This is a genomic window from Stieleria mannarensis (assembly GCF_014154935.1).
Taxonomy (GTDB): Bacteria; Planctomycetota; Planctomycetia; order Pirellulales; family Pirellulaceae; genus Stieleria; species Stieleria mannarensis.
This window is the reverse complement of sequence record NZ_JACEHH010000001.1, coordinates 61,544-81,242: the sequence shown is the minus strand read 5'-3', so window position 1 is coordinate 81,242 and position 19,699 is coordinate 61,544. Positions and strand designations below refer to the sequence as shown.

At 61.9% G+C, this 19,699-nt stretch carries 13 protein-coding genes; 6 read left to right on the top strand and 7 right to left on the bottom strand.

All coding sequences use genetic code 11. The features are described 5' to 3' along the window. Positions 1-39: 39 nt before the first annotated feature. Together H1B37_RS00255 and H1B37_RS00250 are read right to left on the bottom strand one after the other, a co-directional pair. Positions 40-912, bottom strand: coding sequence for an SDR family oxidoreductase (locus tag H1B37_RS00255; RefSeq protein ID WP_182864602.1), 873 nt, complete (start codon positions 910-912; stop codon positions 40-42). Then, positions 909-2,141: a glycosyltransferase gene (locus H1B37_RS00250; protein WP_182864601.1), complete on the bottom strand. Its 1,233-nt coding sequence runs from the start codon at positions 2,139-2,141 to the stop codon at positions 909-911. The genes H1B37_RS00255 and H1B37_RS00250 overlap by 4 nt, the downstream gene beginning before the upstream one ends. Positions 2,142-2,398: 257 nt before the next feature. Between H1B37_RS00250 and H1B37_RS00245 the strand changes: the two genes are divergently transcribed. Continuing rightward, a complete protein-coding gene (locus tag H1B37_RS00245) occupies positions 2,399-3,655 on the top strand; it encodes an RNase H family protein (protein ID WP_220497970.1) in 1,257 nt (418 codons plus the stop codon). Positions 3,656-3,689: 34 nt separating this feature from the next. Here H1B37_RS00245 and H1B37_RS00240 read toward each other — a convergent pair whose 3' ends face one another. The 4 genes from H1B37_RS00240 to H1B37_RS00225 form a co-directional block, all read right to left on the bottom strand. Then, complete coding sequence (locus H1B37_RS00240; protein WP_182864600.1) at positions 3,690-3,938, bottom strand: hypothetical protein; 249 nt, start codon at positions 3,936-3,938, stop codon at positions 3,690-3,692. After that, entirely contained in the window at positions 3,925-4,671 is a 747-nt protein-coding gene (locus tag H1B37_RS00235) for an Hsp70 family protein (protein ID WP_286177240.1), read from the bottom strand. Before H1B37_RS00235 ends, H1B37_RS00240 begins: the two co-directional genes overlap by 14 nt. A 726-nt stretch (positions 4,672-5,397) precedes the next feature. Continuing rightward, a complete protein-coding gene (locus H1B37_RS00230) occupies positions 5,398-6,660 on the bottom strand; it encodes a Gfo/Idh/MocA family protein (protein WP_182864599.1) in 1,263 nt (420 codons plus the stop codon). Between the two features lie 157 nt (positions 6,661-6,817). Then, entirely contained in the window at positions 6,818-7,882 is a 1,065-nt protein-coding gene (locus tag H1B37_RS00225) for a potassium channel family protein (RefSeq protein ID WP_182864598.1), read from the bottom strand. A 294-nt stretch (positions 7,883-8,176) separates the two neighbouring features. Here H1B37_RS00225 and H1B37_RS00220 point away from each other — a divergent pair, with 294 nt between their 5' ends. Next, positions 8,177-8,671, top strand: a complete 495-nt coding sequence (locus H1B37_RS00220; protein ID WP_182864597.1) for a hypothetical protein — start codon at positions 8,177-8,179, stop codon at positions 8,669-8,671. 372 nt (positions 8,672-9,043) lie between these two features. Further along, entirely contained in the window at positions 9,044-10,111 is a 1,068-nt protein-coding gene (locus H1B37_RS00215; RefSeq protein ID WP_182864596.1) for a 3-deoxy-7-phosphoheptulonate synthase, read from the top strand. Positions 10,112-10,220: 109 nt separating this feature from the next. Here H1B37_RS00215 and H1B37_RS00210 read toward each other — a convergent pair whose 3' ends face one another. Then, on the bottom strand, positions 10,221-12,443 hold the full coding sequence (locus H1B37_RS00210) for an efflux RND transporter permease subunit (protein WP_182864595.1): 2,223 nt from the start codon (positions 12,441-12,443) through the stop codon (positions 10,221-10,223). A 254-nt stretch (positions 12,444-12,697) separates the two neighbouring features. Here H1B37_RS00210 and H1B37_RS00205 point away from each other — a divergent pair, with 254 nt between their 5' ends. From H1B37_RS00205 to H1B37_RS00195, 3 genes are read left to right on the top strand one after another with little or no spacing between them, the layout of a single operon-like run. Then, positions 12,698-17,965, top strand: a complete 5,268-nt coding sequence (locus H1B37_RS00205; RefSeq protein WP_182864594.1) for an aminotransferase class I/II-fold pyridoxal phosphate-dependent enzyme — start codon at positions 12,698-12,700, stop codon at positions 17,963-17,965. Further along, positions 17,962-18,870 carry a 4'-phosphopantetheinyl transferase family protein gene (locus tag H1B37_RS00200; protein WP_182864593.1) on the top strand — a complete coding sequence of 303 codons (909 nt, stop codon included), beginning with the start codon at positions 17,962-17,964 and terminating at the stop codon, positions 18,868-18,870. The genes H1B37_RS00205 and H1B37_RS00200 overlap by 4 nt, the downstream gene beginning before the upstream one ends. A 48-nt stretch (positions 18,871-18,918) precedes the next feature. Further along, positions 18,919-19,683, top strand: a complete 765-nt coding sequence (locus H1B37_RS00195; RefSeq protein WP_182864592.1) for an SDR family oxidoreductase — start codon at positions 18,919-18,921, stop codon at positions 19,681-19,683. Positions 19,684-19,699: the final 16 nt, after the last annotated feature.

Genomic DNA, 19,699 nt, shown 5'->3' with positions numbered 1-19,699 from the left:
CTCTGGCGAGCGTAGCTACGTCGAAGTGGCGTCATCCAGTTAGGTGGCCGGACGCCAGCGGTCCAGCGCCGTGGCGATCGCCTCGTGAACCTGCCGGATCGGAAAACCGGTCGCCCGCAGTTTCGAGTTGTCCAGCACGCAACTGGACCGTGGCACACCCGTTGTCGCCTGCATAAACTCGGCTTCGTCACGAAAGAAACGAAACCGACGGTCGCTGAGTCGCCGCTGCCGGATCAGATCGACGACGTCGCGGGTCGTGACGCTGCCGGAATTGACGACGTTGTAGGTCCCAAACGGGACGCGGTGGATCCAACAATGCAAACACGCATCAACGAATTCATCGATGTCGGCCAACGAGTTGGTCACGTCCAGCAAGCGATCGTACCGCATCATTTTTGACAGGTAGTTGCGTGGCCCGTCGCGATGGCTGAACGGGATTCGCAACCGCCACACGAACACGTTCTCCGCACCGGCCAGGCATTCTTCGCCGAGCGCCTTGCTGCCCGAATAGAAACTGCATGGTGGCCGACGAAAGCAAAAGTTCGGCCGATCGATTTCGCGAAACCCGGATCCGTCAGGCCGCACGCCGTTGTAGATGCACCCCGACGAAACATGTCCCCAGGGCAGCCCGCGCATCTGACAAGCCTCGCGGACGATTCCTGGAAGGACGGCGTTTCCCAGCAGGCATTCCGCCTTGTGCTGTTCACAGGCTTCCACGTTGGGCTTGCCCGTGTAGCCGGCGGCGTTGATCAAAAACGACGGCCGGGTGTCATCGATCAATTCGACCAATTGATCGCGGCGAGTGAAGTCGCACTGTCGACGCGAAACGGCGCGAAAGGCCATGTCCCGCCGCGACAAGCCCTTGGCAAATACCGAAGCCACGTAGCCGCCGCCACCGAGCAAGAGAATCATGGCCGCGTCCCCGGGTTCGCGTCGACGCCCACGCCGACCTCGCGATAGAGATCCAGCATCTTGTCCAAGCACTTGGGTAACGTGTAGGCATCCAGAATGGTCTGCCGAGCCGACCTGCGCAGCGGATCGAATGCGGACGGATCCTCCAGCACTTCCAGCACACGTTCCACCCAGCGGTCGATCGCAAAAAAATCGACCAACAGGCCGTTCCTTCCGTCCTCGATCAACTCTTGGACCGGTGCCGTCGCGCTGCCGATCGCCAGCGTGCCACAACTCATGGCGTTGAACAACGACCAGCTCAATGTAAACGGCACCGTCAAATACAGATGGACATCCGAGAGAGAAAACACCTGCACAAGCTCCGACGGACGGACACGCCCGAGAAAATGAATGCGCGACAGGTCGATCCGATGGCGGTCGAGAAACCATTGCTTGAATGTCTTGCCGCCGGTGAATCGGGCATCGCCACCGTAGACGATGCGGTCCTCGCCGACGACCAGCACGGTCACATCCGATCGCGTTTGGCACACTCGATCGGCGATTTGCATGAAGATATCGAACCCGCGCATCGACTCCATGCCGCGACTGACGTAGGTCAACACGCGATGGCCCGGCGGAATCTCGACCCCGCCGATCCGCCGCGACGGATTTCCCACAGGTTTCCAGAAATCTGTATCGATCCCGTCAAAGATCGTACGCACCTTGGGTCGGAACTCCGCCGGCAACTGAGACTGTTGAAACGCGGTGGGCGCATAACCGGCGTCACAGTTTTCCAGGTCCAGCAACAGCATCGCGTTTCGCGTCCGTGCCCGCAGCAGCGTGGGGGCGTCGCAGGGCGGAAGATCGGATCGAAAGTCGATGTCACTGTTGTGCGTGCGATAGAAGAATTCGAAGTAATTGATGATCGGCACGTCATACAGCTCACGCAGGTACAGCGTGGACACCATTCCGCTGTGCCCGACAATCAAGTCGGGTTGGACATCTGGACGCTGCCGCAATGCGTCGAACAGGGCGGTCGAATGCCAAACCTGGTTTTCGAACGTTCGGCTACAGAAATTCGTTTCCGCCCGCGCTCCGCTTTGCGGTTGGTACAGCACGCGGCCGACGCCATCGATTTCGCCGCCGTGGCATGAGGCAAACGTACATTGCCCACCGTGCCGGTGGACCAAATGGTTCGCGATCTGCCCGAACTGGGCGGGAAAGTTTTGATGAACGAACAGAACATGCATGGTCGCTTCGGAGGTCGTGATTCATTTCCCACGGCTTTGGACGCTACAACATAACCAGAACCGCGGCGGCGAGCGAACCATGCAGAACGGGGCTCATGGATAGGGGCTCACGGATTGGGGCACCTCGATCGCGGAACTTTCTGTCACATCCGCAGCCTTGCAAAACCGATCCGCCTGGACATCGCCTCGCCGGTGCCGAACAATACGGGTCTCTTCTCTTGTTCGATCACTTTGTTGCCGACGTCGCCCGCTCGCTGATGCTCCGATTTTCTAGCACTGCATTGACGCAACTGCCGACGGACGCGTTGGTCGTGGACATCCACTGCATCGCCGGGGAACCGACCGAGGCGATGCGTCGCTGCTGGGCGGCATTCGCGGATGTGGTGCCGGCCTACGAGCAGTTGTTCGATTCCGGCGACATTCGTCCCGGCGAAGTCTTGGTCCTGCCGCCGACGACCGAGCGTTCCACGGCCGTGTTCCTGGCCCCCTCGCGAGTCCATCCCAACAGCGAACTGCGGACCCGAGATTTCAAGACGCTCTCCAAGGCCATTCTGGACGAAACGCTGCGGCGTGGACTTCATTCGTTGGCGTTTTTGCCTTTTGAAGTCGGCCGCGGAATGGATGCGACCGAGATCCGTCGCGAATTGTTGTACTCCTTCGCACGGTCTCCCGAACTGGAACTCATCTACCTGCCCCCAAACAACGACAGCGATCCGACCGGCCGTGTGTCGATCTTTACCGACGGCGGTGCGGAAAGGGAGGGCGGCAAGGGAGGCTATGGCGTCGTGCTGCGGTTCGGCGACCATCACAAAGAACTCAGCGGCGGATTTCAGCAAACGACCGTCGAACGGATGGAATTGATGGCCGCCGTCGTCGGGCTCGAAGCGCTCAAGCGTCCCTGTCGCGTTCGCCTGCACAGCGATTCACGCTACCTGGTCGACACCGTCAACACCGGGTTGCTGTTCCGCCGGGCGTCGACGAAATGGAAAGGAAAACGTTCGCGTGCGGTCGATCTGTGGGAACGGTTTCTCGATCAATACCTCAAGCACGACATCGAAGTGATCTGGATCAAGGGTCATTCGGGGATCCAAGACAACCACCGCTGTGATCAGTTGGCCGGCGAAGCACGACAAGCGACCTCACTGGCGGTCGACGATGGGTTTCGATCCCAAGTCAACCAACGGAAAAGCAAGGCCGTCGCGGCCACCGCCCGAGCCGCCGCGCCCAAACCGAACGCCGCGCCCAAACCGAACGCCACTGCCCCCTCCAACGCCACTGCGACGCCGAACGGTACCTTGCGGCCGGGCGCCACGGCGACCTCGGTCGGCAAGCCCAAGCAGTCGGGCGATCCCTGCCGGGCCTGCGGACACCCGCTTGAGAAACGGATCCCGAAAAAGCATAAGGCGAACGCGGCGTACCATTTCGCCTGGTACCTGTTCTGCACCAACTGCAAGCGTTTCTATCACGTCGAAGAGGCAAAGGTTGCGGCCGGCGAAAGCCCCCGCACACCGTGATCCCCGCACACCGTGATCCCCGCATACAGTGTTTTTACGCTTGGTCGGCATCGCAACGCAGCGCCGCCAATTGCTTGGGATCGAGCAAAGCGATTAGCCGAGCCGCCGAGTCCATTGCGTGAGGGTCGGATCGAAAACGGGCTTGTTCATACCGGGCCGCCAGCGCTGCGGAATGTTCGATGGCGCGAACCAGCAGTTGCAAATCGGCTTCACAGCGACGACAAACCGGTTGCAAGGGTTGCTTGGCCCTGCAAGCGGGGCAACGAAAGTCACTGTTCGACATAAAAGATCACATCCTCGATCTCTTGCACCACGGCATCAATCGCGGCATCGTCTTCACCGGCCGAATCTGCCACTCGGATCGCCTTGGCAATCAAGGCCAATTCTTTTGACGCCCCATCTCGCGACGTCGCGTTCGGGTCTGCGACGCCTTGGGGGGCATCGACACGCTGGCGTGGTCGCCAAGTGGGCTTTGCCTCCGAGTCATCGATCAATGCTTCGTACTCGGCACGTGAAACGGCCAAGGACAGGTGCAGTGGATGGCCGTCTTTTTCGGCAATGAATTCTTCGGACAGGGTGACCGTTTCCTCGGTCGACAACACACGCTTGGCAGACTCACACGCGTGCAGCAATCGCCACCGCGTTGACGTGTCCTCGCGCAAGTCGATGTCGTGTTCCGATTGGAAGAGGTCGGCGACGTGATTCATCAACGCGCGATCTAGATCGTCGCCGCCGAGAGTGGTGTCGCCTCGAATGCTGATCACTTCGATCACGCCGGATTCCATTCGGGCGATGGAAACGTCGAAGGTGCCGCCCCCGAAATCGTAGACCACGACGTTGATCGTGCGATCTTCATGGACATGATAGGCCAGCGTCGCCGCGGTCGGTTCATTGATGATCCGTTCCACCCGGAGCCCCGCCAGTTCCCCGGCATGGCGTGTCGCTTGACGCTGGTTTTCGTCGAAAAACGCGGGAACGGTGATCACCGCGCGTTCGACCGGAACCCCGAGCGTCATCGCCGCATGATCCTTGAGGCGGCGGAGGATGATCGCACTGATCTCCGGCGCTGGACACTCGCATTCGCTGGGCCGCGCCGAGCATCATGACGGCGTCGGCCAGGTCGGCGTCGGCCCCGCTCGCCTCACCCAGCCCCGCCCGCGCGTCGGCTCGCTGTTGTTGAAATTGCTCGACGTCACCTTGCCGCAGCAAAACCGCCGCGCGCAGGTCACTCAACCACGTTTTGGGCAACCAACTCGGCCAACAGGACTCGGCTTGATCGAGCTGCTCGGTGACCTGTCCCAACCAAGCCTTGCGGCGGCACAATCGCATGGCCTCCAAGATGCACCATTTCCAACGCGTGGCGCGAACCCGTGGGTCGTTATGACGCGATTTCCGCACCGCGGTTGCTTCGGCGGCCAATTCCTTTGCCAGTGTCTTGAGGGCGGCGTCATCAAAAACGGCCGCGTCCTCGGCCGACTCGCCGGCGGCGACCAACGGCTTCATCCGCACCGCCCGTTTTTCAAACTGCTCCACTTGTGCAGCCGTGCTGACCGGTCGCTGTCGCCGCCGCGATGGCCGCTTCCGCTTGCTCTTTTGTTTGCCATCGGTACAGAATAACGAACCGGAACACGGCCGCTCTAGTGGCCTAACGTGTTTCGCGTCCAGCGCCCGCCCCTCGCTCACGCAACGGGCTGGCATTCACAACCGATGCCAGCGGGAAGTGTCAGCGAGCGGCCCCACCGTCACCCACCATCCCCCTTGCCCACCCCGCGACCTGGCAGGTGCAACAACGGATGATCCCGCTGTTCCAGCGGAAACGTCACGGCCGCTCCGTTTTGGCGGTGTGATTCAAAAACGCCGCAGATCATTTCGACGGTCAAGGCGGCTTCGGCGGCATTGCACAGGGGCTCCCGATCGTCTCGGATCGCCTGAATCAAATCCGCCGCGGCGACGTCGTGGTGTTGGACTCGACGGATCAGTTCCGGATTCGGCTCGGGGACATCGACGCCGCCACTGGTGATGGGCAACCAGCGCGGCGGCGGATCGCGACGCTCGAAGGGATTTCCGGAGGCCAGGTAGGCCAGCGGAGTGCGATCGGCGTAGATGGCGATCGTCCCCTTGCTGCCGATGATCTGTAACCCGAACCCCTGGTTGGCCGTCCCGTCATTGGCGACCGAATCGAAATAGACGGTCAGCCCGCGATCGAACAGGAAGCGGGCGTGCAGTTCGTCGCCCGCCAGCGGTCCCAGTCCCTCGGCGCCCTGCCGGACGTCCTGTTTGGTCACCGGACGACCGTCGTGCATCAAGACCGCGGAGCACGATTGCGGCTTTCCGGCCAGCGCGGTGATCATGTTCAACACGTGCGATCCGAGCACCCACAGGTCTTCGCCGCCGCCACGACGGTCCCCTTTGCCCCTGCCGCGGATCTCCAGCACGCGCCCGATCTGTTCCTGCCGGATCAAGTCGGCGATCACGTCCAGTACCGGGTGGTATCGATTGCGATGCGCCACGGCCACTTTCGCGCCGTGCTTGGCACACGCGGCCAACACTTCGTCGGCTTCCCGTGGCGTTCGGACAAAGGGCTTTTCCACGTAGATGCCTTTCGCCCCCGCTTCGATCGACGCCAGGATCATGTCGCGGTGCTGGTCGACATGGCGTGGACAGACGGCAACGATCGACGGTGACACCTTGGCCAACATCTCTCGATAGCCGGCGTAACCGGCGTCATCAGCCAGGCCGAGTTTATTCAACGTTTTCGCTCGCCCGCTCGCATTCGCATCGGCCACCGCAAGAATCGGGGTTTCAGCAATGCGTTTCCAAACGGTGTCCAAGCCGTGCCCGTAATCGCCGCGACCGGTGTGCCCGATGACCGCGACCGGAAACGATTCGGGTGTTGACTGGGTGGATGCGGATTGGGCGGATGCGGATTGGGCGGATGCGGATGGGTTGGATGCACCGGCGGCGCAGAGGCTGGCCGCGGTGATTGCAAACTGACGACGATCCATGACGGTTACTCCTGGGAATGAGACAGCCAGGATTGTAACTGCCCCGCCAGCAAATACGCGGGGAACGCGTCCGGCTTGCAAAAGTACGATCCGCCTGCGGATCACCCTTGGTCGATCAGACAGGCTGGAAGCCTATCCCAGCGGGCTCAGCCCAACTTCAGTATTTGGTGCCGCGATAGGACATCTGCTCGGTTTTCTGAGCGGCGCGACGGGTGACGGCGGGAAGATCTTCTTTGTGCGACAGCACGATCAACCGGTCGCCGGCGCCGACGACGTCTTCCATTTTCGGATTGCGGATCACTTCGCCTTCGGCACGATTGATGGCGACGACGACGTTCCCGCCATCGCCGGTCAGCTCGATGTCTTTGATGGTGCAGCCGACCAACGCCGACCGGGTCCCGATCGGGATTTCCATCATCCCCAACCCGAAGGCTTCCAGGTCCTGGTTCATCCGCGAAAACGCTTTGGCGTCGCTGACGAGCGTCTCGACCGTCGGGCAGGCGATCAGCTGTGCGATTTTCGAAGCCCCGATCATCGTCGGCAGGACGACCCGATCGGCACCGCTGCGGATCAACTTGCGTTCGGTCGCTTCGGATTCCCCACGCGCGATGATCTGGATCGTTTCGTTCAGCTCGCGCGCGGTCAACGTGACGAACACGTTTTCCGCGTCACCGGGCAGCACCGAGGCGAGCACGCTGGCACGGCTGATCCCCGCGCGTCGCAAAATGTCTTCCTCCGATGCATCACCGGAGACGACCAGGATGCCGGCCCGTTCCGCTTCGGCCAGCCGCTCGCTGTCACGGTCGACGACGACCAGATCGATCCCGGCCTCACGCAGCTCGGCGACCAGACTGCGTCCGACACGTCCGTATCCACAGATGATGGCATGATCCTGCGTCTGTTCGATACCACGGCTCATTCGTCTCGCTCCCAAAGCACGTTGGATCTCGCCCTCGGCAATCATTTGGACGAACCCGCCCAAGACATAGATGCCGCTACTGCAGCCGGCCACCACGACCGCCAGCGTAAACAGTTTCAAACCCGGATCAACGACCGGACGGACTTCGCCGTAACCGACGCCAAAGATGGTGATCGCCACCATGTACACCGCGTCCAATAGCGACCACCCGGCGATCACATAGCCGGTCACCGCGATCATGCAGGTGCCGGCCAGGACAGCCATGCCCAGTCGCATCTTGTTGATCGAGGTGGACCCATTCATGAAACGCCGGCCGATTCGCGTCAAAGGACGAAGTGGTTGGGTGAGCCTTGTCGCCTGAGTCGTCCCCGTCAAGGTTTGCCGCCAACAACGTCTCCCAGAGACGCACTAAGCTGCACTAGAGGCGGCCAGCACTCCCCCCCGTCAACTTGCCCCCAACCTGCGGCGGGCCGGTTTACAGAAAACGCCGGATTTGCCGGTAACGTCAGCGACCAACGTCCGCTCGGATCCATGGCAGCGAATGCCCGCCGCGTGATCCCTCTCCACATCCCTCTCCACCACAACCTATCCGATCCGATGAAACGACGCCCCCTTCTCACACTCCTACTGCTCGCGTTTGCTGCCATGACCGCTCCGGCTGCGGAACCGATCCGTCGGCTGGAATCGGTGGGAACGAAGGTTCCGACGGTGGAGTCCAAGCTACCACCCGCGCCCACGCTGGAGCAGAAAGTTGCCGCACTGACCGAGCTCGTCGCGCAACAGCAATCCCAAATCGAAACCCTGCGGCAACAATTGACCGACCAGGCCAACGCGATCGAAATGTTGACCAGCGACACCGAAGCGGTCTCCGACCGCGTGGCCGCGTTCGAACAGGTGTTCACGTTCTCCGACGCCACGCTGAGCATCAACTTCGAAGCGATCGCGATCAGCACCGACGCGTTGGCGATCGACGCCGGAATCGTTCAAGTCGATTCGGACCTGAAACTTTTTGGAAAGCTCCAAGCCGACGAGATTGAAACCGACTACATCGACGCCGAGTCGTACGACCCCGGCGCGGGCAACATCTGGTAGTGGATCGTCGTGCAAACGTCGCTACCTTCGCCAGAAGGTGGATCCCGGGGGGGACCACGCTCTGGCGAGCGTAGCGACGTCGCGGTCGAGCAGTCCAGCTGGGCCGAGACCGCACGGAGATCAGCCGACGCAAAGGCACCTGCGCCGGGGGTTGACGGGTCCGGCGGCTTGGGGTGCAATTCTTCCGCCAGGTCGACTCCGATCCCTCGTCGAGTTCTCCTTCGATCGGGCCCCTTCGATCGGGGCATCGCCCAATGGTCCGGCGGCCGATTTGTCCCTACCGAACCCAATGTTTTTAATTATGGTCAATGGTTGTGACCGACAATTGGATTCGTAAGCGACAACCCTGAATTCCCCCCCTCAAACCGCTCGATGACACAACACACCCAATCGTTCGCCGTTGACGATTTACGAATCGGCGCGATCAAGCAATTAATGCCGCCGCAAGAATTGATGCAGGAAATCCCGGCGGACGAAAACATCGCCGAAACGGTGTTCAATGCCCGAACCGGCATCCAGCGGATCCTGGCCGAACAAGACGACCGCTTGGTGGTCGTGATCGGCCCCTGCTCGATCCACGATCCCGACGCGGCACTGGAATATGCGCGACGTCTGGCCGTCGAACAGCAAAAGCACGAGGAACAGTTGCTGATCGTGATGCGGGTGTACTTTGAAAAACCACGCACCACGGTCGGCTGGAAAGGGCTGATCAACGACCCGGGGCTGGACGACAGTTTCGAGATCAATCGCGGGCTGCGGACCGCGCGGGGGCTGTTGCGTGACATCAATGCGATGGGGCTGCCGACCGGAACCGAATTCCTGGACCTGATCAGCCCGCAGTACGTGGCCGACCTGGTGGGCTGGGGAGCGATCGGTGCCCGCACGACCGAAAGCCAGGGGCACCGCGAACTCGCAAGCGGCCTGTCCTGCCCGGTCGGGTTCAAAAACGGCACCTCGGGCAACGTCCAGATCGCGGTCGATGCGATTTGCAGCGCCCGACAACCGCACCACTTCCTGTCGGTGACCAAAGAGGGCACGTCGGCCATTTTCGCGACCGCCGGCAACCGCGACTGTCACATCATCATGCGTGGCGGCATCCACACCAATTACGACGCCGCCAGCGTCGACGAGGCCTCCGCGTTGTTGACCCAAGCCGGTCTGCCGGCGCGGATCATGATCGATTGCAGCCATGCCAACAGTCGCAAGATCACCAAACGGCAACGCTACGTCTGTCGTGACGTGTGCAGCCAGCTCAGTGACGGCGATCTGCGGATCATGGGCGTGATGATCGAAAGCAACCTGCTGGAAGGCAAACAGAGCCTGACCGACGGCGATCTGGTGCCGGGATTGAGCATCACCGATGCCTGCATCGGCTGGGACGAAAGCGTCACGCTGCTGCAAGACCTCAGCGACGCCGTCGTCGCACGGCGCAACGCCTAGCTTTTCTGGTGCGTGTCGAACGTAGCTACGCTCGCCAGAGCGTGGAAAACGCCCGGGATCCACCTTCTGGCGAAGGTAGCTACGGACTGCCTGACGGTGCAAACACGCATTAGAGCTGATCGAGCCGGCTATCCTTTCGATGCCGCCCGCACAGCAGCGCCGGCAACAACATCAAGTCCGCAACCAGCGCCGCCGAAAGCAGCAAGAACATCATCCAGGCGAATCGACGCGTCGGTTCAAAATCGCTCCACGCAAACACCAGCAATCCCAATCCACAAACGACGGTGGTTTGCGTGATCGCGTTTCCACAATGCGTGATCGTCCTGGCGACCGCAACGGCCGCTCGGGTGTCGCCGGCCAACTCTCGGCGCCAATACAGCAGGAAATGGACGGTGTCGTCGACCGCGATCCCCAACGCCACGCTGGCCGTCATCATCACGCCAATATCCAGCGGCCGGTCCATCCATCCCATCAACCCGAACAACACGCAGATCGGGAACACGTTGGGAATCATCGCAAGCAACCCCAGAGGGACACTGCGAAGCGCGATGATGATGACCGCAGCGATGACCAACATCGCGGTGAAGAAGCTGCCGATCAGATCCTGCAGCAGCATCTGTTGAGCGCTCTCGATGACCGGCATCACGCCCGTCACCGTCACCGAGACGTCGTCCCGGCTGGCGGCGGCCCGATCGAGGACTGCGGCGTGGGCGGCGGCCAAGTCGGACAGGTAGGCCGAAGCGTCGACCTGTTCAAAGGCAGGCACGCGTGTGGTGATCCGCCACGATTGCGCCTCGGGCGTTTCACGCAAGTACCCCAGCTCCGCCAAGGAAACGCGATCCCGTGAAAACCGTTCAGCGATCACGGTCCGCTGCACCGACGCGCGCACGCTGTTGGAGGTCGGCAACGATGGCAGAAACGTCAGCGCCGACGTCGCGCCGCGGGCCGGCGGCCCGCTGGCCGCGGAGGCATGGAGTTGGCGGACCAATCGCAGTCGATCGAACAGCGTCAACGGCGACGCGGCGTCAAATCGCGCGACCGTTTCTACCGGAACCAATGGCAACACCTGCGATTCCAACCAGCGATGGTCTTGGATGACCGGATGGTCGTCGGTCAGCAAATCGAACACTTGGACCGTCGTCCTCAATCGGCCCAGCCCGAGCGCCGCGGCGGCCATGACCGACAGACCGGCAACGGCAACCAGCGTTCGGCGGCCGGCCACGACCGACGCCAATCGGGAAAGCCACCTTACCGTCCATCCGGACCGGACACGCGTCGCCGGCGGCCATCGTTGCAGCACCCCGGGAAGCGTCAGCAACATCAACAAGGTGGTCAGCAACACACACCCTGCTGAGATCATCGCGAATTGCCGCACCGCCGTGATCTCGCTGACCAACAACGAAAGCAGCCCGGCAGCCGTCGTCGTCGCCGACAACAGGCACGGTTTCCATCCGATCCGCAACATCCGCTCGGCCGCACCCGAGCGCCCGCGCGCGTCGACTTCGTCGCGGTAATAATTGCACAGATGAATGCCCGTCGACGCGGACAAGACGAACACCAGCGGCGACATCACCACGAACACCGCGTTCATGGTGTGGCCGGTCAACTCGACCAGCGAGATCGCCAATTGTTCTCCAAAGAACCCCACCCCCAAAACCAGCAAGATCATCCGCCACGACCGCAGGAACAGACCGCACAGCAAAACGATCACCGCGGTCGACGGAAGCGACAGCCAAAGCATCGAATGCACGCTGGCATCATCGATCGCTTTTCCGATCACCGGGGTTCCGCCGACGCGGGTCTGCTGGGCGGACAGCTCCAATTCGTCCTGCAACACGGATCGGACCATCGCTATCGCGGTGTCACGGCGGACCGCCCCGTTGGGCGTCAGCACCGCGATCGCGCAACTGACATCGTCGGGGCCGATCAGCGATCCACGGAGACGCCGCATCGCTTGCCGGCGACTCAGTTCCAGCGGCGGTGACTGGAGCGCCAAAAGAGACGATCGGCCCGACAACACCCGGTCAAACAACGTGCCGGAGTGAACACCGGAGTGCCCGCCGTCGGCACGAGCGAGCGCCGCGGCGAACCGATCCAACCGCTCGTCATCGACCGTACAGCCCTGCCAGGAAACCAAAATCACATCGGCCGCGCGGAAGTCGTCGACGAACTCGAAAAACCGACGTCGCTGCTCGCTCTGCGGCGGGATCCACATGACCGGCGAGTTGTACATCGATTCCAAACTGCGGCCGGCGGTCACGACGACCAACGGTGCGGCGACCAGGATGCACCCCAGCACGATCAGACTGCGATGAAAAAGGGTCAAACGCATTGCGGGGTAAAAGGGGGTTCGACGAGACGGTTCCACGCTGGAGTCTAGCCTTGAGGCGATTCCCCTCGCTGCAAAGCAGCGACCGAGGGCAGCTAAAGCCTGGACACCAACACTTGCGCCCGTGATTCTAACGTCACAGATTCGTCTGGGAGCGAGATGTGACCAGCGGGCACGCCTCCTGAGTTTTTCATTGACGCGACCTGCCCCCCCATTACTATGGAGGTCTAATTCGCTCGCAGCCAAATCGAGAGCCCATGCAGACCTCGTCGCCAAACAAGCAGATCGCGCTGGTCGGCATGGCCTGTCGGCTGCCCGGGGCCGACGATCTGGAGGGCTATTGGAGGCTCGTTCGCGATGGCGTTGCGACGGCCGCGCCGCTGCCGGAATCTCGCTTCGACCGGTCATTGTACTTCGACCCGCGACGGGGGATCCCCAACCGTTCCTATTGCGACATCGGTTGCCTGGTCAATCAAGACGCCCGCGGACGACACTTCGATTCACTTCCCGCCGCGGTGCATGAATGTCCCGAAGTGGCCTACCGCACGTTGTGTGATGTGGCCGCGGAGGCGTTGGATGATGCCGCAGTCGAACTTTATCCATCCAGACGGCGATCCGGCGGCGTCTACCTGGGGCACTCCCGCAGCAGCGGATTGGCCGGTGACCTCGCCTACGGAACCTGCATCGCACAATCCGCGCAGCTGCTGGGTGATGTGCAAGGCTTTGGAGCGTTGAACGTTGATCATCAAGGGGTGATCAACGAACTCATCTCCCAGGTGCGATCGGAAATGCCGCATCGAGACCACCAGGGCCGTCCCGCCCTCGGGCCGCACATGGCCTCCGCGATGCTGGCCGATACCTTTGCCATGGGCGGTCCGGCGATGACGTTCAATTCCGCCTGCGCGTCGTCGCTGAGCGCCCTGCACCAAGCGGTATTGGCATTGCAGCAGGGCCGCATCGACGTGGCGATGGTCGCCGGCGCGTCGGTGTGCCACTTCGAAACGCTGGTGATGTTCTCCCAGGCCCAATCGCTCAGCAGCGTGATGTCGCGTCCCTTCGACGACGATGCCGACGGCTTGGTCGTCGGTGAAGGATTCGTCGTCGTGATTCTGAAAACGCTCGAGCAAGCGATTCGCGACGGCGATCGGATTCACGGGGTGATCCGCGGCATCGGCGTCTCCTCCGACGGCAAGGGCAAGAGTCTGTGGGCGCCACGCAAGGAAGGCCAGATCACCGCCATCGGCCGAGCCTATGATGAAGATCTCAAGACGGAGCAGTTGCAATACATCGAAGCGCACGCCACGTCGACTCAACTCGGTGACGCCACCGAAATCACCGCGCTGGCCGAAGCATTGCGGATTCCCCGCGGCCGTCGGGTTCCGATCGGCAGCGTCAAAGCGAATATCGGCCACACGCTGGAGACCGCGGGGCTGGCGGGGTTGGTCAAAACCGTGCTCTGCATGCGTCACCAGACCATCGCACCGGCCGTCAATGTCCATCGGTTGAACACGTCGATCGACTGGGACTCCTTGCCGTTCTACGTCCCCATGCAAGCCGAGCGCTGGCCCGCGCCGGTCGACGGATCGCCGCGCCGCTCAGCGGTCAATGCGTTCGGCATCGGCGGATTGAATGTCCACGTGGTGCTGGAAGAGTTCCCGGACGGCGCCGCACCAACAGCCGCCCGCGCCGGTGCCGATGGGGTGCCAACGCGCGAGCGCCCGACAAGGGTCGGCCACGTCCTTGCCGACAGCATTCCTGCCGCCGGCCGATCAACCGGCGATGCCGTCGCGGTCGTCGGACGCGGCGTGGTGTTGCCGGGCGCATTGAACGTCGGCGCGCTGGCGCAGTTGTTAATTAGCGGAGACGATCCGAAGGGGCCGATCCCCCGACATCGCACCAATCCCGACGTCTATCTGGACCGCTCGCGACCGAGGCATTGGCACTGCATCAACAATCTGGCCGGCGTCGTCCGTGGTTTTCAATACGACTGGCGGACGCACAAGATTCCGCCCAAGCAGATTGCCAACGCCAACCCGTTGCAGTTCATGATCCTCGATGCGGTCGATCAGGCGTTCCGCGAAGCCGAAGTGGAACGTGCGTCGACGGACCGAGTCGGGGTGGTGGTCGGTTCGCCGTTCGGCGGCGAGTTCGCCACCGAGTTGTTGATGGGATTGCGATTGCCCGAATTTCAACGGCGTCTTGTTGGGTTGCTCGGTCAGCTCGGGTGCGATCCCCGCGAGTGCGACGAGGTCAGCCGCCGGTACGCCGAAACGCTGATCCGAGCGATGCCCGCGCTGTTGGATGAAACCGGCAGCTTCACCAGCAGCAGTTTGGCGTCGCGGATCACCAAGTCGTTCGACCTGATGGGCGGAGGCGTCGCGGTGGACGCCGGCAGCTGTTCTTCGTCGGCGGCCCTGATGTGCTGCGTCGACCAACTGGTCACCGGTGCCTGCGACATGATGGTCTGTGTCGGCGGCCAGGAAGACCTCAGTGCGACCTTTCTGGAACGGATGGGGTTGGCCGGTCTGCTCACCCCCGGGACGCCGAGATCGCCGCTGGACGTCGCGGCCGGCGGGATGGTCCCGGCGGAAGGCTGTGGGGCGATGCTGTTGATGCGGCTGGCCGACGCAAAACAACAAAAACGCAAAATTCTAGGTATCATCCAAGGCGTGGGAGTCGCCGCCGCCGACAGCCAGTCCGAAGCGTCGGAAAACGCCGTCAACGACGCACTCGGGCGGACCACCCGCCAGGACCAGCCGCTCGCCGCAGGCGAGGTCGCGCGGATCGAAACCACCTCGGTCGCCTGCCAACAGCGGACCGCCGAAGAACTCGAGGGAATCTACCACGCCTACGCCCAGCGCGCTCGGCAACGTCCCATTTCCCTCGATTGCTTGATGACCCAAACTGGTCACCTCGGAGCCGCCTCGGCGATCGCCGCGCTGATCAAGTCGACTCTCGAGCTCGAGCACCTAAAAACAACCGCCACGTTCGGACTGACCCGCCCGTTGCCGTTGATCGAATCCAATCCGTTGTTCGATGTCGCCCCCCGGCCCCAACCGCTGCAAGCGGCCGACCGCAGCGGACGCCTCGTCACCGCCGTTCACAATTGCGAACGTCAAACCGCCTACCACATTCTTCTCCAACGAGATGCGAAAGTGCATGCTCCCATCAAACCACAGGCCCAAGTGACCGCTCCCGTGACCACCAACGCCACCTACGACTCCAGCGTGGTCGACGGCATCGTGGTCGTCGACGCCACGCGACGCCGAAAGGAAGCGATGCGTGACAAAGCGATGCGTCAGTCACGCCCGGCCGCCGACGTCCGTCCCAACCCGGACGCCCCGACGATCACTCCGGACATCACTCCGACGGCGACGGATCGCAACGCCCCCCCGGCCGCAACGACCGGTTTGTCCGACGACGAACTGAAAGAATTCCTGACCCGCTTTGTCGTCGAACAAACCGGTTATCCGCCGGAATTCGTCGAGATGGATGCCGACTTGGAAGCGGATTTGGGAATCGATTCGATCAAGAAAGCGCAAATGTTCGGCGAACTCGGCGAACACTTCTCGATCACCCCCGACGAAACGCTCACGTTGGACGATTTCCCCACGTTGCAACATATTTTCGACTACCTGGCGTCATCCGACGGATCATCGCCTGCTCCGACCGAACCGACCGACACCGTCCGACACGCACCCGATCCGCCGCATGACGCTTGTCTGCGGTTACCCGACGTCCCGGAACCCGACCAACCGCTCCATCACAACACTCCCTCCCCCCGCACCGGCGAATCGATCACGACGACCGCGGACCAACCGAATCGAAACCTGGACCTGATCCCCGATGCCAAACGGATCAGCCGCACAAAAGACTTACTGGACCTGGCGGGGCTTTCGATTCCGTATTTCGCCGAACACGAAAGCGTGACCCAAGACACCACGCGGGTCGACGGAAAACAGGTCGTCACGTTCTGTAGTTCGAACTACCTGGGCATGTCCGGTGACCCGATCGTCTCGGCCGCCGCCAAAGACGCGATCGATCGCTACGGCACCAGCGTTTCGGCCAGCCGTCTGATCGCGGGCAAACCGCTGCACCGCGAACTCGAAGACGAATTGGCGAGGTTCTTGGGCGTCGAAGCGACGTTGGTTTTCTCGTCGGGCTACGCCGCCAACGAATCGATCATCGGACATCTGTTCGGCCCCGGCGATCTGATCATTCACGACTCGCTGGCCCACAACTGCATCATCCAAGGCGCGGAGCTGTCGGGGGCCCAGCGGCTGAGTTTTCCGCACAACGACAGCGCGGCTCTGGATCGCCAGTTGCAGCAAATTCGGCACAAGTACGATCGTACGTTGATCGCGATCGAAGGTGCCTACAGCATGGACGGCGATCATCCGGACCTGCCGGCGTTTCTGGACATCAAACGGCGACACGACGCATTCCTGTTAGTCGATGACGCCCACGCCATCGGCACGATGGGAACCACCGGACGCGGCAGCCCCGAATTCTTTGATCTCCATCCGAGTGAAATCGACTTGTGGGTCGGAACACTTAGCAAAGCATTCGGCAGCGGCGGGGGATTCGTTGCCGGTAACCGCGAGCTGATCGAATACCTGAAATTCAGCACGCCGGGATTTATCTACACCGTCGCCCTGTCACCCGGTAGTGCCGGCGCCGCCCTGGCGTCGCTGCGCTTGCTGCAGCAACAACCCGAGCGGGTTGCCAAACTGCAACGCAATGCGCAGCTGTTGCTGGACTTGGCCCGACAGCGCGGACTGGACACCGGTCCGGCACGCGACACACCGGTCGTTCCGATCATGGTTGGCAACTCGCACACCGCGCTGCTGCTGTCACGGCGACTGCTGGAGCGCGGCATCGACATCCAACCGATTGTTTATCCGGCGGTAGAAAACGACGCCGCTCGGTTGCGGTTCATGATCACCGCAAGGCACAGTGAAGAGCAGATTCGCACGACGATCGATGCCTTGGCCAAAGACTTGCATGCCGTTCAAAGCGAAAGCGTGCCGATCGCCCGGTGGCAATCCGTCCTGTCCGGCAAGAGCCCGATGCCATCGGATCCAATTTCATCGAGCGCCGCGGATTCCGGGACGAACCGGGTGATGCCGATCAAATCTCAGCCGTCCGGGGCAAGCACCGATGCAACGGTTGCGGCAACCGGGCAGGCTATGTCAACGACCGCGCAGGCTCTGCCAACGACCGGGCAGGCGGAAGTAACATCGTCCCCATCGTCGAACGGGCAACAGGATTGGACGAAGTCGGACTTGCAGGATTACCTGGTCAATTTCATCGTCGAACAGACCGGGTACCCGCCGGAGTTTGTCGAGATGGACGCCGACATGGAAGCCGACTTAGGGATCGATTCGATCAAGAAGGCACAACTGTTCGGCGAACTCGGTCAGCACTTTGAAATCACGCCGGATGAAAACCTGACGCTGGACGATTTCCCGACCTTGCAAGACGTCTTCGATTACATCGCCGATGCAATAGGAATCGGCGCATGATGATCCGCGGCAACGAATCCTGGACGACGGCGACCTTGCGACTGGACGGACGCGAGTCCACTCCGCCGTGGCCGATGGCGCTCCGATCGTGGCTGACACCACCCGAGATCAACGAATTGGATTGCTTTCGTGCGCCGAATCGACGACGCGATTGGATCAGCGGACGGTGGTGCGCGAAACAAATGCTCGGTGAGCTGTTGTCCGCAGCGGACGACTCGCCGCTGGAGTGGCAGATCCTGTCGCGTGCTTCGGTACGTCGCGGTTGCCGTCCCGCCGTCTTTCGACATCAGATCCAACAACCGATCGATCTTTCGCTCGCGCACACTGCGTTGATCACGGTTGCCGCAGTATGTCTGGAACCGCATGACCGCGGTCACCCCATTAGCTCTCGAATCGGCGTCGATGTGGTCGATCGGACCGACTTGCCAAACAGTTTCGCGCAAGCCTGGTTCTCGGCGGCGGAGCGTCGCCGATTGGAAGATCACGGTTGGCCGATCGCCGCGGGCTGGGCGGCGAAGGAGGCGGCGTTCAAAGCATGCAATGATGGCGAACCGTTTCGCCCCGGTCACGCCCAGATTGCCCGCGTCACCGCCCAGGGTTGCACCATCGAATACGAAACCCGACGCACGGCGGACGTGCGATTCGACGTGCGCAATGACGCGATCATCGCGGTCGCACGAACGAGCTCGCCTGGTGAGGACGAGCGTTTTTTTGGAAATCACCCTCCTGGCAGGAGGGTCGAGCGTAGCGAGGGGAAGTCGAACGGTGAATTGCCGATCAAACGTTCGTCCCTTGGTCACATCGAATCGCGGATCAACCCTCCCCGCGTCGTCGCTCACTCCTCCGCGACCCTCCCTGCCAGGGAGGGTCAATCCAACGGCGTTCAATTCACGAGAAAAGTTTGAGTCGGCAAATTCCTCCACTCGCCACTCCCATTTCACAACTCCCACATCATGATCGATCTGAAAGAAAAAGTCGCCTTAGTCACCGGAAGCTCGCGGGGGATCGGTCGCTCGGTGGCGATCACGTTGGCCGAAGCAGGGTGCGATGTGGTCGTCAACTATGTCACGTCCCAGAATGAAGCGTTGGCGACCGCCAAGGAGATTCAGTCGCTGGGACGACGCTGCTGGATCGTCCGCGCCGACGTCAGCGAAGAAGACGACGTGCAGTCGATGTTCGAATTCATCCAGCAAGAAATCGGACAACTGGACATCCTGGTCAGCAACGCCGCGACGGGGGGATTCCGCCCGCTGCTGGCGTCCACCCCGAAAAACTTCGCCGCGGCGATGAACACCAACGTGCTCGCGCTGATCCATCTGGTCAAAGCCGCCGTGCCGCTGCTGGAAAACGCGCGCGACCGCGGCAAGGTGATCGCGATCTCCAGTCACGGGTCCCACATGGCCCTGCCGATGTACGGATTGATCGGCGGTTCGAAAGCCGCCTTGGAAAGCATCACGCGACACTTGGCGTTGGAACTGGGGGATCGTCGCATCAACGTCAACGTGGTCAAATCGGGACTGGTCGAAACCGATTCGACGCGTCGCATTCCGGGTGCGGAAAAGATGTTTGCCGCCCGAACGGCCAAAACAATGATGGGACAACGGCAATTGGAACCGTCCGACGTGGCCAACGCCGTCGCGTTTTTGTCCAGCCCGATCAGTGATCTGATCCAGGCGACAACCATCACCGTTGACGGGGGAGCCGCCGCACACGTTTAGCCGCACACGTCTAGCC

What these genes read in the sequence shown, in the direction of transcription:
- H1B37_RS00235 (WP_286177240.1), bottom strand. Translation starts at nt 4,671, where the DNA reads ATGACGCTCGGGGTTCCGGTCGAACGCGCGGTGATCACCGTTCCCGCG.
- H1B37_RS00255 (WP_182864602.1), bottom strand. Translation starts at nt 912, where the DNA reads ATGATTCTCTTGCTCGGTGGCGGCGGCTACGTGGCTTCGGTATTTGCC.
- H1B37_RS00240 (WP_182864600.1), bottom strand. Translation starts at nt 3,938, where the DNA reads ATGTCGAACAGTGACTTTCGTTGCCCCGCTTGCAGGGCCAAGCAACCC.
- H1B37_RS00225 (WP_182864598.1), bottom strand. Translation starts at nt 7,882, where the DNA reads ATGAATGGGTCCACCTCGATCAACAAGATGCGACTGGGCATGGCTGTC.
- H1B37_RS00220 (WP_182864597.1), top strand. Translation starts at nt 8,177, where the DNA reads ATGAAACGACGCCCCCTTCTCACACTCCTACTGCTCGCGTTTGCTGCC.
- H1B37_RS00205 (WP_182864594.1), top strand. Translation starts at nt 12,698, where the DNA reads ATGCAGACCTCGTCGCCAAACAAGCAGATCGCGCTGGTCGGCATGGCC.
- H1B37_RS00245 (WP_220497970.1), top strand. Translation starts at nt 2,399, where the DNA reads ATGCTCCGATTTTCTAGCACTGCATTGACGCAACTGCCGACGGACGCG.
- H1B37_RS00215 (WP_182864596.1), top strand. Translation starts at nt 9,044, where the DNA reads ATGACACAACACACCCAATCGTTCGCCGTTGACGATTTACGAATCGGC.
- H1B37_RS00200 (WP_182864593.1), top strand. Translation starts at nt 17,962, where the DNA reads ATGATGATCCGCGGCAACGAATCCTGGACGACGGCGACCTTGCGACTG.
- H1B37_RS00210 (WP_182864595.1), bottom strand. Translation starts at nt 12,443, where the DNA reads ATGCGTTTGACCCTTTTTCATCGCAGTCTGATCGTGCTGGGGTGCATC.
- H1B37_RS00230 (WP_182864599.1), bottom strand. Translation starts at nt 6,660, where the DNA reads ATGGATCGTCGTCAGTTTGCAATCACCGCGGCCAGCCTCTGCGCCGCC.
- H1B37_RS00250 (WP_182864601.1), bottom strand. Translation starts at nt 2,141, where the DNA reads ATGCATGTTCTGTTCGTTCATCAAAACTTTCCCGCCCAGTTCGGGCAG.
- H1B37_RS00195 (WP_182864592.1), top strand. Translation starts at nt 18,919, where the DNA reads ATGATCGATCTGAAAGAAAAAGTCGCCTTAGTCACCGGAAGCTCGCGG.